The sequence below is a fragment of the Tateyamaria sp. ANG-S1 genome (assembly GCF_000814025.1).
Lineage (GTDB): Bacteria > Pseudomonadota > Alphaproteobacteria > Rhodobacterales > Rhodobacteraceae > Tateyamaria.
In genome coordinates, this window is the sequence record NZ_JWLL01000003.1 from 576,779 (window position 1) to 588,882 (window position 12,104).

13 protein-coding genes are annotated in these 12,104 nt (G+C 60.7%); 11 read left to right on the forward strand and 2 right to left on the reverse strand.

All coding sequences use genetic code 11. From position 1 onward, the window contains the following. The first annotated feature begins 88 nt into the window (after positions 1-88). From tldD to topA, 3 genes are all read left to right on the forward strand, one after another. Entirely contained in the window at positions 89-1,510 is a 1,422-nt protein-coding gene (tldD, locus tag RA29_RS04690; RefSeq protein WP_039683334.1) for a metalloprotease TldD, read from the forward strand. 235 nt (positions 1,511-1,745) lie between these two features. Next, the gene (gene dprA / locus RA29_RS04695; protein WP_039683335.1) at positions 1,746-2,897 is read left to right on the forward strand and encodes a DNA-processing protein DprA; all 1,152 of its coding nucleotides are present in this window, start codon (positions 1,746-1,748) and stop codon (positions 2,895-2,897) included. A 97-nt stretch (positions 2,898-2,994) separates the two neighbouring features. Continuing rightward, complete coding sequence (gene topA / locus RA29_RS04700) at positions 2,995-5,577, forward strand: type I DNA topoisomerase (RefSeq protein WP_039683338.1); 2,583 nt, start codon at positions 2,995-2,997, stop codon at positions 5,575-5,577. Between the two features lie 2 nt (positions 5,578-5,579). On the opposite strand, the gene RA29_RS04705 is transcribed toward topA, so the two are convergent. After that, positions 5,580-6,026: a MarR family winged helix-turn-helix transcriptional regulator gene (locus RA29_RS04705; protein ID WP_039683340.1), complete on the reverse strand. Its 447-nt coding sequence runs from the start codon at positions 6,024-6,026 to the stop codon at positions 5,580-5,582. A gap of 103 nt (positions 6,027-6,129) precedes the next feature. On the opposite strand from RA29_RS04705, the gene RA29_RS23140 reads away from it, so the two are divergent. From RA29_RS23140 to RA29_RS04730, 5 genes are all read left to right on the forward strand, one after another. Beyond that, entirely contained in the window at positions 6,130-6,297 is a 168-nt protein-coding gene (locus RA29_RS23140; protein WP_193743459.1) for a hypothetical protein, read from the forward strand. Positions 6,298-6,521: 224 nt separating this feature from the next. Further along, positions 6,522-7,217, forward strand: a complete 696-nt coding sequence (locus RA29_RS04715) for a CoA transferase subunit A (RefSeq protein WP_039683978.1) — start codon at positions 6,522-6,524, stop codon at positions 7,215-7,217. Between the two features lie 11 nt (positions 7,218-7,228). After that, a complete protein-coding gene (locus tag RA29_RS04720; protein ID WP_039683344.1) occupies positions 7,229-8,257 on the forward strand; it encodes a PAS domain-containing protein in 1,029 nt (342 codons plus the stop codon). A 9-nt stretch (positions 8,258-8,266) separates the two neighbouring features. Further along, positions 8,267-8,893 (forward strand): 3-oxoacid CoA-transferase subunit B, encoded by a 627-nt coding sequence (locus RA29_RS04725; RefSeq protein WP_039683345.1) that lies wholly within the window; start codon positions 8,267-8,269, stop codon positions 8,891-8,893. Further along, positions 8,886-9,176 carry a GNAT family N-acetyltransferase gene (locus RA29_RS04730; RefSeq protein ID WP_039683347.1) on the forward strand — a complete coding sequence of 97 codons (291 nt, stop codon included), beginning with the start codon at positions 8,886-8,888 and terminating at the stop codon, positions 9,174-9,176. Before RA29_RS04725 ends, RA29_RS04730 begins: the two co-directional genes overlap by 8 nt. Positions 9,177-9,235: 59 nt before the next feature. On the opposite strand, the gene RA29_RS04735 is transcribed toward RA29_RS04730, so the two are convergent. Further along, positions 9,236-10,045: a lytic transglycosylase domain-containing protein gene (locus tag RA29_RS04735; protein ID WP_193743460.1), complete on the reverse strand. Its 810-nt coding sequence runs from the start codon at positions 10,043-10,045 to the stop codon at positions 9,236-9,238. A 368-nt stretch (positions 10,046-10,413) separates the two neighbouring features. Here RA29_RS04735 and RA29_RS04740 point away from each other — a divergent pair, with 368 nt between their 5' ends. From RA29_RS04740 to cpaB, 3 genes are all read left to right on the forward strand, one after another. Next, on the forward strand, positions 10,414-10,626 hold the full coding sequence (locus RA29_RS04740) for a hypothetical protein (RefSeq protein WP_039683349.1): 213 nt from the start codon (positions 10,414-10,416) through the stop codon (positions 10,624-10,626). A gap of 100 nt (positions 10,627-10,726) precedes the next feature. Then, the gene (locus RA29_RS04745; RefSeq protein WP_039683351.1) at positions 10,727-10,909 is read left to right on the forward strand and encodes a hypothetical protein; all 183 of its coding nucleotides are present in this window, start codon (positions 10,727-10,729) and stop codon (positions 10,907-10,909) included. Between the two features lie 191 nt (positions 10,910-11,100). Beyond that, on the forward strand, positions 11,101-11,958 hold the full coding sequence (gene cpaB, locus RA29_RS04750) for a Flp pilus assembly protein CpaB (protein WP_039683353.1): 858 nt from the start codon (positions 11,101-11,103) through the stop codon (positions 11,956-11,958). Positions 11,959-12,104 lie beyond the last annotated feature (146 nt).

Here is a 12,104-nt window from a genome sequence, read left to right on the forward strand (position 1 = left end):
ATTCTTGCTTCGAGATAAAGATGTAAGAGGCGCGTCAAACGGACGCTTGCCGTGGCGAAATGCCCCATCGCATACCGGAGTATACCAGATGACCGACACCCCTTTTGCACCGCTGGATCACGACATCGACCGCAGCGTGGCCCTGCAGATCCTGCGGGATGCAACAGCGGGGGCGGACGATGGCGAATTGTTCCTTGAACGCCGCAGGTCCGAGGCGTTGGTCTACGACGACGGACGCCTCAAAACGGCAAGCTATGATGCCGCGCAGGGGTTTGGGCTGCGCGCGGTACGGGGTGAAGTTGCGGGCTATGCCCACTCCACCGAAATCTCGGAATCGGCGTTGCGGCGCGCCTCGGAAACGGCCCGCTTGGCCGTGGGTGCGGGCGGTGGCACACTCGCCGATGCACCGCAGCCGACCAACGTGCAACTCTACACGTCCGACGACCCGATCGCGGGGGCCAGCTTTCCTGTGAAGCTGGAGACATTGAAGGAGATCGACGCCTATCTGCGCGACCTCGATTCGCGGGTGGTGCAGGTGTCAGCATCGCTCGCCGCTTCCATTCAGGAGGTCGAGATCCTACGCCCCGAAGGCCATTCGGTCCGTGATGTGCGCCCGATGACCCGGCTAAACATCTCGGTGATCGTCGAACACAACGGACGCCGCGAAAGCGGTAGCGCCGGGGGTGGCGGGCGCGTGGGCCTTGACGGTCTGATCGACCGCGATGACTGGCAAACAAAGGCGCGTGAGGCGCTGCGCGTTGCGGTTGTGAACCTTGATGCCGTTCCCGCACCGGCGGGCGTGATGGACGTGGTTCTTGGCCCCGGCTGGCCCGGCATCCTGCTGCACGAGGCCATCGGCCACGGGCTTGAGGGCGACTTCAACCGCAAGGGCAGCTCGGCCTTCGCCGGACTGATGGGCGAGCGCATCGCTGCTCCGGGCGTGACTGTGCTGGATGACGGGACGATCCCCGACCGGCGCGGCTCCATCACCGTGGATGATGAGGGCACGCCGTCCGGCAAGAACACCCTGATCGAAGACGGCATTCTTGTGGGCTACATGCAGGACCGTCAGAACGCCCGCCTGATGGACGTGAAGGCAACGGGCAATGGGCGGCGACAAAGCTACGCCCACGCGCCCATGCCACGGATGACCAACACCTACATGCTGGGCGGACAGACCGCGCCCGAGGACATCGTCGCTGACCTGAAGGATGGAATATACGCCGTGGGTTTCGGCGGCGGACAGGTGGACATCACCAATGGCAAGTTCGTCTTTTCCTGCACCGAAGCCTACCGGGTCGAGAACGGCAAGGTCGGCGCACCGGTCAAGGGCGCGACGCTGATCGGCGACGGGGCCACGGCTCTCAAACAGATCCGGGGCATCGGCAATGACATGGCGCTGGACCCGGGCATGGGCAATTGCGGCAAGGCGGGCCAATGGGTGCCTGTCGGGGTTGGACAGCCGACACTGATGATCGGTGGCCTGACCGTCGGAGGCTCAGCCACCTGAGCCTCCGCGATTCTGCATATGTCAAAAGACACAATGCCTTAGCCTCCCCCTCGCCATTTGTGGGGAGGGGGAGGCCGCGGAAGCGTTCCCAATTTGTTCCAATTGCACTTTTTCTCGGAAAATTTTCTGAGCCAAATCAACCGTTAGGCGAGTAGACCTCGGTACGGTCGCGTCTGTTCATGCGTTGTTAACCTTGCCGATTCTACAACAATTGCAGCAACAGACGGAGCCACGGATGACTGAAAAGGATACCCATCCTTCTTCCACTCACCCCCCACTCCCACCCACCTCGGAAGATGACCAGTTCACACGTCTCCGTCTGTTGCGCTCACGCCGGGTCGGCATTGCAACGTATAAACGACTGCTGATTGAACACGGCACCGCGCAAAACGCGCTGGCCGCGCTACCCGAGGTAGCGCGCGCCGCCGGCGTTGAGAACTACCAGCCTTGTCCCGAAGGTGTCGTACACGCCGAACTGAAGGCCGGACGCTCGCTTGGCGCATGTCTCGTGGCGCAGGGTGATGCCCGCTACCCAACACCCCTGAGTGACTTGTCTGACGCCCCCCCGTTTTTCTGGGTGCTGGGCGACACCGATCTGCTGCACCGGCCGATGATCGCGCTTGTTGGTGCGCGCAACGCATCCTCGCTTGGCACGCGCATGGCCCGCGCCCTCGCGCGCGATCTCGGGTCCGAAGGCTATGTTGTGGTGTCTGGTCTGGCACGCGGCGTCGATGCCGCCGCGCACATCGCAGCCCTCGACACCGGAACAATCGCGGTGCAGGCGGGCGGCGTCGACACCATCTATCCTGCCGAGAATGCCAAACTGGCCGAAGACATAGCCGCGCGCGGCGCGCGCATCAGCGAACAACCCTTGGGCCTGCAGCCCATGGCCCGGCACTTTCCCGCCCGCAATCGCATCATCTCCGGTCTGTCCGCTGCCACGATCGTGGTCGAAGCTGCCGCAAAATCGGGCAGTTTGATCACCGCGCGCGATGCGCTCGACCTTGGCCGCGACGTGTTGGCCGTACCAGGCCACCCGATGGACGCGCGGGCCTCAGGCTGCAACATGCTTATCCGCGACGGCGCAACGCTCGTGCGGGATGCCGCCGACGTGATCGAAGCACTGGCGCCCATCGCAGCCAAACCGGCACCTGAACTGCCACTTGAAACGCCAGCGCAGCCGCCCAAGGACCGCCGCAGCCTGCAAGAAACCGCAGCACTCCATCAGCAGATCCTGTCCCGCCTCGGCCCCTCGCCCGTGGCCGAAGACCAGCTGATCCGCGACCTCGGCGCACCCACAGCGACCGTGGCACCCGCGCTTGTCGAGCTGGAGTTGGATGGCAGCATCGACCGTGCGCCTGGGGGCCTCTTGACCCGCGCCAGTTGATCGCACCCGCCGTGCACTTGTTGACATTCCGCCCTTGCACCCCACATCTTGCGCCGCCATAGAGCAGCAAATTTTCCGGTCCGAGGTCACCCAATAAATGCCCGTCGTCGTTGTCGAATCCCCCGCCAAAGCCAAGACGATCAACAAGTATCTCGGCAGCGACTACACCGTTCTGGCGAGCTACGGCCACGTGCGCGACCTGCCGCCCAAGGACGGATCGGTGGACCCCGAAAACGAGTTTGACATGTTGTGGGAGGTCGCCTCCGACAGCAAGAAACACGTCAAGGCCATCGCTGACGCGCTCAAGGATGACAACGCCCTGATCCTCGCCACCGACCCCGACCGCGAGGGCGAGGCAATCAGCTGGCACCTGCAAGAGGCGCTGACCAAGCGCAAGTCGATCAAGAAGGACACGGACGTCAAGCGCGTCACCTTCAACGCGATAACCAAAGCCGCCGTGACCGAGGCGATGCAGAACGCCCGTCAGGTCGATATGCCGCTGGTCGAGGCCTACCTCGCCCGTCGCGCATTGGACTACCTCGTGGGCTTCAACCTGTCGCCTGTCCTGTGGCGCAAGCTGCCCGGCGCAAAGTCGGCGGGCCGCGTCCAATCCGTTTGCCTGCGCCTGATCACAGAGCGCGAGATGGAAATCGAAGCCTTCCGCGCCCGCGAATACTGGTCGGTCAAGGCGGTGCTCGCGTCCCCGCGGGGACAAGAATACGAAGCACGGCTTGTAAGCCTTGCCGGCAAGAAGCTCGAAAAATACGACCTCGAAAACCAGACTGCCGCTGAAATGGCCCAGCAGGCCATCACCAGCCGCGATCTGAAAATCCAGTCGGTCGAGGCGAAACCCGCCTCCCGCAACCCGTCTGCCCCGTTCATGACATCAACGCTGCAACAGGAAGCCAGCCGCAAATTCGGTATGGGTGCGCGCCAGACGATGAGTGCAGCCCAGCGGCTATACGAGGCCGGGCACATCACATATATGCGGACCGACGGCATCGACATGGCGCCCGAAGCTGTGCAAAACGCCCGCGACGCGATCAAGGATCGCTACGGTGCGGACTACGTGCCCTCCAGCCCGCGCATCTACAAAAACAAGGCCAAGAACGCGCAAGAGGCGCACGAATGCATCCGGCCCACCGACATGGCCAAGGATGCCGCCAGTCTCAAGATCATGGATGATGATCAGCGCAAGCTGTACGACCTGATCTGGAAGCGGACGCTGGCTTGCCAGATGGAAGGTGCCCGGCTCGAACGCACCACGGTCGAGATCGGCAGCGATGACGGCCAGGTTGTGCTGCGCGCGACTGGTCAGGTTGTTCTCTTTGATGGCTTCCTCCGCGTCTATGAGGAAGGGCGCGACGACGATGTGGTTGATGACGACGACAGGCGCCTGCCGCAACTGAGCCAGGGCGAGAAAGCCGACAAGCGCTCTGTCACACCGGAACAGCACTTCACCCAGCCCCCGCCGCGCTACACCGAGGCGACGCTGGTCAAGCGGATGGAAGAGTTGGGCATCGGCCGCCCATCGACCTATGCCAGCATCGTCACAACGATCCAGGACCGCGGCTATGTCCGCAAGGACCGCAACCGCTTGATCCCCGAAGACAAGGGGCGGTTGGTGATCGCCTTCCTCGAAAACTACTTCCGCAAATACGTCGGTTACAACTTCACTGCTGGTCTCGAAGAAGAGCTGGACGATGTCAGCGCGGGCGACCGCAACTACAAGGATGTGCTCGGCCGTTTCTGGCAGGATTTCAGTGCGGCCATCGCCGAAACGTCCGAGTTGCGGATCACCGAGGTGCTGGAAAAGATCAATGAGGTGCTGGAGCCACACCTCTTCCCGCCGCTCGAAGATGGCGGCGACCCACGCCAGTGCCCGAACTGCGGTGCCGGACGCCTGTCCATGCGCACCGCGCGGTCGGGCGGCGCGTTTATTGGCTGCTCAAACTATCCCGAATGTCGCTACACCCGTCCCTTCGGTCCACCAGACCCCGAGGCGGAGGCCAGCGCCATCCCGCCAGAAGGCAAGCTGCTGGGCGAGGATCAGGGCGATGAGATCCGCGTGTTCAAGGGCCGCTTCGGTCCCTATGTGCAGCGTGGTGAAGTCACGGAAGAGAACAAGAAGCCCCCGCGCCAATCGATCCCCAAGGATTGGGTACCGGAGGATCTGGAACTGGACCGCGCTCTCATGCTGTTGTCCCTGCCCCGCGAAATCGGGCCGCACCCGGAGGACGGGATCATGGTCTGGGCCAATATCGGGCGCTACGGCCCGTATCTGAAACACGCCGAAAGCACGTCGGACCGCGGTGGCACCAACGCCAACCTCGAAGGCATCGATGAGGTCTGGACGGTTGGTATGAACCGCGCAGTCCAGCTCTTGGCCGAAAAGGTGGCCAGCCGTGGCGGTCGTGGTGCGGCGGCCAAGCCGCTGCATGAATTGGGTGAGCACCCGGATGAGGGCGGACCAGTCAACGTGATGAAGGGCAAGTACGGCCCTTACGTCAAATGGGGCAAGGTCAACGCGACCATCCCCAAAGGGACCGAACCCGAGGACGTGACCATGGACATGGCCGTCCAACTGATTGCCGAAAAAGCGCCGAAAAAGAAAACGACGCGGAAGAAGGCGACAGCCAAGAAGACCACCGCAAAGAAGACGACTAAGAAGAGCGCCTGACCCTAGCCTTCGGTCTCAAGCGCTTCGACCCTGCGGGCGACCTTGCCCAACAGGCGTATCAGTTCGTCCTGTTCTGTCACGGTCAACGCGGACAAAAAGACGCTCATGTCATGGATGTCCTGGTCGTGGATCGCATCGGCGATCCGCTGCCCCTCGGTCGTCAGGTTCAGCTCATAGGCGCGCCTATCCCCGGTGCATTGCTTGCGTTCGATCCAGCCGCGATTGATCAGCCGCCCAATAACGCTGCTGGCCGTGGTGGCCGCAATCCCCAGTGAGCCTGCCACGACCGTTGCCCGCACACCCGGCTGGGTCCGCACCATTCCCAGCGTGTGAAAATCCAGCGGATTGAACTTGATGATGTGCTGATGCTCCGGCGGCGTGCGCTCACTGATCAGCATCACACGCATCAACGTTTTCACGTGGCGCAGCAGGTCATGTTCCTTGGTCATACGCAAAAATTGCGCAGACCTCTTGAACCTGCAAGGGGGCGCTCCCAACTACTACGATAATCGCAGCAATAACTACGAATTTCGTACCAAAGGAGACCACATCATGAAACGTCCCATCATTGCCGCCGTAACTGCATTGGCTCTTGTCGTCGGTCTGACCAGTGCCGTGTCTGCAACCACTGTCAGCTTCCCACCTGACATCTCGACAGCAGATACCGGCAAACCGTCGCCCTCATCGGATCGTTCCGGTTCGAGCGGCAAATACAAGTAAGCGCGACGCGCCCGGTGCATGCCGGGCGCTCAACTTTTTGGTGCAGGCGTTCAAAGCGCTTTTACCGCAGGATTGAAAACCATCCCCAAGGCCCCACCTGCCGTCAGATGACCTGTGCAATATATGGATTTGCACAGAGCGCATCCGTTGACTTTGAAGGTGCATACATTCACATACTGTCGCACAGTATGAATGCCCTTCCACCGGGCCTCGTGGGGAACAACATGAAGAAGATTTACGGCTCTGCCACCGAAGCGCTGGATGGGCTCTTGTTTGACGGCATGTTCATCGCGGCAGGCGGGTTCGGCCTGTGCGGCATTCCCGAACTGCTGCTTGACGCGATCAAGGATGCAGGCACGAAGGATCTGACCTTTGCCTCGAACAACGCGGGCGTGGACGACTTCGGTATCGGCATCCTGCTGCAAACCCGTCAGGTCAAAAAGATGATTTCGTCCTATGTGGGCGAAAACGCGGAATTCATGCGCCAATACCTGTCTGGCGAGTTGGAACTGGAATTCAACCCTCAGGGCACGCTGGCCGAACGTATGCGGGCGGGTGGCTGTGGTATCCCCGGATTCTATACAAAGACCGGCGTGGGCACCGTGATTGCCGAGGGCAAGGAACACAAGGATTTCGACGGCGAGACCTATATCATGGAACGCGGCATCTTTGCCGACCTCTCCATCGTCAAAGCCTGGAAAGCGGACGAGACAGGCAACCTCGTCTTTCGCAAGACCGCCCGCAACTTCAACCCGCCCGCCGCCATGTGCGGCAAGGTCTGCGTGGCCGAGGTCGAAGAGATCGTGCCGACAGGCAGCCTCGACCCCGATCACATCCACCTGCCGGGCATCTACGTCCACCGCCTGATCCAGGGCGAACATGAAAAGCGCATCGAACAACGGACAACGCGCGCTGCGTAAGGAGCCAGGCCATGCCTGACACCATCGAAGAACTGTTGGAAGACGATAAATCCTTTGAGGGATTTACCCGGGCGCAGGTCGCCATGGTCGTCACCAACCCGCATCTCGAAGACAATCCGATCGTCTATGTGAACCAGGCGTTCACGCGATCAACGGGGTATGCGCGTTCGGCATCTATCGGGCGCAATTGCCGCTTTCTGCAAGGCGACGGCACACGCAAGGCTGATGTCGACAAGCTGCGCGCCGGTATCGAAGCCGAAGAAAGCGTATCAGTCGATATTCAGAATTACCGCGCCAATGGCGAACCATTCATGAACCGGCTGATCGTGGCCCCGGTTCATGACGCCCACGGCCAAACACAGTATTTCGTTGGCATTCAAAAAGAGCTGCGTCAGAACGAGATGTCCGTCAGCGCGGAAGAGATCAACGCGCAGCTGATCGAAATCCAGAACCGCGTGGCCTCCGACCTGTCGATGATCATCGGCATGATCCGCCAGCAATCCGGCACCACGTCGGTACCCGAAGACTTTGCCGCCCTGTCCCGCCGCATCGAAACGCTGCAACTGCTCTACGAAGAGATGAAGCTGAGCGATCAGCAATCAAACCGTGACAGCATCCAGATGGGCAGCTACCTGTCCCGCCTCGCCTCTGCCATCGCGCATATCGAGGGGCGGTCGGGCATCCGGATGTCGCTGCAAATCGAACCGCTCGAAGTACCTATCGAAACGGCGACGCGCGTGGGCCTTGTCTTGTCAGAATTGCTGACTAACGCCTTCCAGCATGCCTTTGAGCGGATCGATATGGGTCTGGTCGAGGTGCGCATGAGCAGGCTCAGCGCAGGTGGCCTACGCCTGATCGTGGCCGATGACGGCGTCGGCATCCCCGCTGACATGGAGTGGCCGGACAGCAAGACCGTGGGCGGCCGCATCGTGTCGGGCCTGATCGAAGGGCTGGAAGGGACGCTGCATTTGGGCCGGGGTGCGGCCGGAAGTTTCATTACAATCGACGTGCCTGCAGGCGCGGCACTCACCGACGAATAAGGACAATAGATGCCCTGGGATCGCAACCAAATGGCGGCGCGTGCCGCTCAGGAATTGGAAGACGGCTGGTATGTGAACCTCGGGATCGGGATTCCGACGCTGGTGTCCAACTACATCCCCGAAGGGATCGAGGTGACGCTGCAGTCCGAGAATGGCATGCTGGGCATGGGCCCCTTCCCCGTCGAAGGCACAGAGGATGCGGACCTGATCAATGCAGGTAAGCAGACAATCACAGAACTGCCCCAGACAGCCTACTTTGACAGTTCACAAAGCTTCGGCATGATCCGGGGTGGCAAGATCGCCATGGCGATCCTTGGTGCCATGGAGGTAGCCGAGAACGGCGACCTGGCGAACTGGATGATCCCCGGCAAGCTGGTGAAGGGCATGGGCGGCGCCATGGACCTGGTGGCCGGTGTGGGCCGTGTGGTAGTGGTCATGGACCACACCAACAAACACGGCGACAGCAAGGTACTCAAGGAATGCACCCTGCCTCTGACGGGCAAGGGCGTCGTGGACCGGATCATCACGAACCTCGGCGTGCTGGACGTCGTCGAAGGTGGTTTGAAGATTGTCGAGGTCGCAGAGGGCGTGACCGAGGACGAATTGCGGGCCGCGACCCAAGCGACACTTGTCTGACGTCGATATCCGCCGGGAAGAAAGCGGCTCAAAAGGCCGCTATGTCCTGACACGTGACGGTGCAGAAGCCGAACTGACATATTCCATTCTATCGCCGCACACGCGTATCGCGGATCACACCGGGGTACCCGATGCCATGCGCGGCACCGGCGCCGGGCAGGCACTGGTCAAGCGGCTGGTCGACGATGCGCGGGCCGAAGGCTGGAAGATCGTGCCGCTCTGCCCCTTTGTGAACGCGCAACGCGCAATGCACCCGGACTGGGCCGACGCCTTCAACGTCTGACACGGCGCCGTTTTCCGACACGGAAAACGGACCGGAATTCTGGCAGAATTCCGGCTACGTCAGTTCATCGCGGCAAACACGCACCCATCCGTGACAAGCTCGGGCGGCGTGATGCACAGACCCTTCGCGACCTGAAACGTCGCCAGCACCTTGGGCACATAGTCCCGCGTCTCGGCATAAGGCGGTACGCCCGCGTGGTTTTGCACAGCGCCCTCACCCGCGTTGTAGCCTGCAAGGACAAGAACCGGATCGCGATCAAACCTGTCCATCAACCAATCCAGGTATTTCACGCCCCCGGTGATGTTCTCCGATGGCAGAAAGCTGTCCTTGACCCCGAACCGCTCCGCCGTGGCTGGCATAAGCTGCATCAGCCCTTGGGCACCCGCACTGCTGGTCGCATCGACCCGCCCTGCCGATTCAACCATCATCACGGCAAGCACGAGCGCCGGTGACACATCCGTACCGATCGTCGCCTTCAGGATGTCCACGCCCTGCGCCTGCGCCAAACTCTGCATCTGCTGCAAACGCGGAACCGGAACCGGCTGTTTTGACCGCGCAAGGGCCCGCAGCGCTTGATTCAACCGTCCCGGTCCCGCCTGATCCAGTGCGGGAGAGACATCATCCCAGAACCAGTCAAACCGGGTTGCAGGCGACCGCGGCACCGGCGCGCCCGGCTCAGGTGCAATCGCGACCGCTTCAGGCTCCGGTGCCTCTGGCTCAATCTGTACCGTGATAAAACGTTTCGCCCCCGGCTTGGGTGGCTTCACACGCTTTGCAGAGAAATCCTTGAACGGCGGAGGATCCTGTGCCGGGGCACTTCCCACCGACAGCGCGAGCGCCGCCAACACAGCAACGGACAAACGAAACATAAATCTGCTCTCACTCTGCGCCCGCTCTTTCGGCGAGCATTGCAGCATTTATCGCAGAAATCGGCTTTTCAGGCCAGTCTGCGGGGTCAGAAAATGGCGAAGCTGCCACATTTACCGCGCTCATTAAGAGAAAATTCACAACTCGGAACCGGCGCAAAGCATTTTTCCATTACTTTTCAAACCATTAAAAATTTCTTGCAAAAAAACCTCCGGCAGACGTGAAATCCTCCATAACCCGCCAAATTCGTGCCCCAATCCCCCGGCTATATAGCGTCATACCAAGTCGGACACGGGCCAAGAGAGAGAGCGGCCCACCAAGGACGGCAAGGTTAAATGCAAATCTACTGATCCTTTGGAGGGACAAAATCATGATCAAGTTCATCAAAAACTTCCGCAAAGACGAAGACGGCGCCGTGACGGTTGACTGGGTTGTTCTGACCGCTGCCGTGGTTGGTCTGGCAATTGCTGCCTACACCTCGATCGAATCCGGTGCGACCGGCCTGACAACAAGCATCGACGGCTACCTGAACGGCGGCGAAGTCGGTGGCAACATCGGTAACATCGGCGCGCCCGAAGGTTAATAGGTTCCGGCGCTTAGCCTGAATTAGGGGGCCGTGACCGTAAACGGACGCGGCCCCTTCTTGCATCAAAGAGCATTCGGTATTGTTGACGAGGACCGCCATGATCCGTTTCCTGAATACATTCATATCCGACGAACAGGGCGCGGTCACCGTGGATTGGGTCGTGCTGTGCGCGGCTGTTATCGGCCTGAGCATTGCCGTCATTTTCGGTATCAACTCCGGCGTTTTATCGTTGGGCGGCAGTATCGACACCTATCTCGAAGGGCAGTTTTTCAGCGAATAGCTGGGCGCGCTCAGCGGGACATGCAGCAAAGGGCCTGTCGCAGATGCGACGGGCCTTTTTCGTCTGCCAACCAGACAGCTGTTGCCCCGGACCTTCCCCATCCCTTCCCTGAAATCGACACATTCTACTGTCACTTAGATCGCAAGAGGTTCCGTCCGTTCCGGCCAGGGCCCGAGCAATGAGGTGCTGAAATGCGAATGGTATTTGGATTGGTCTTGCTGTCCGGGATCGCCCTGGCCGGTGGAGCCGTGTACATGGCCAAGAACTATATCGGGCAATATCAGGTGGCTCTGGCTGCCGAACGGGCGCAACGTGACAAAATCGTGCCAACAGTGCCCGTCTACGTGGCTGAGCGGCAACTGAAATACGGTGAGGTCATCGCAGAAGAAGACGTGCGCAAAGTCGATTGGCCCGAGACCGCCCTGCCCGAAGGTGCCTTCACCGCGGACAACCCACTGTTTGTCGAAGGGGCGACAGGCCCCCGCTACGTACTGCGCACAATGGAAAAACACGAGGCCGTGCTGGCCATAAAAGTCACTGACCCCGGTGAAGAGGCCGGTCTGACCTCACGTCTTGAACGCGGCATGCGCGCCTTTGCAATCCGGGTTGACGTTGCGTCCGGCGTATCCGGCTTCCTGCGCCCTGGCGACCGGGTCGATGTCTATTGGACGGGCCGTGTGGACAAGGATCTTGGGGCCGCACGCGGTGAAGTAACCAAACTGATACAGCCCGCCATCCAGTTGATTGCCATCGACCAGAATGCGGCAGGCGATCTTGACGGCGCAAACATCGCGCAGACGGTGACAGTGGCTGTACTGCCAGCCCAAGTCGCGAAACTGGCACAGGCCCAGTCCACCGGACGGCTGTCGCTGTCACTGGTCGGTGCGCAGGACGACACCGTTGCCGGTGCCATCGAAGTCGATCAACGCGCCCTCCTCGGTATTGAAGCCAAAGAGGCGAAGGTCGAGATCGAAGAAGAAAAGACCTGCTCCATACGGACACGTCGTGGCGCCGAGGTTGTACAAATACCAATCCCCTGCACAAACTGACCCCTCATTTCAAACACTTACGACCGGCGTCTCCCATGGTGGCGCCGGTTTCGTGTGTGGTTCTGTTGCCAGTTATCCACATAAAAGAATCGCCTGAAGCCGTTGATTATTGCAAAAAAATCGAAACTGCCGCATTGTGATGCAAA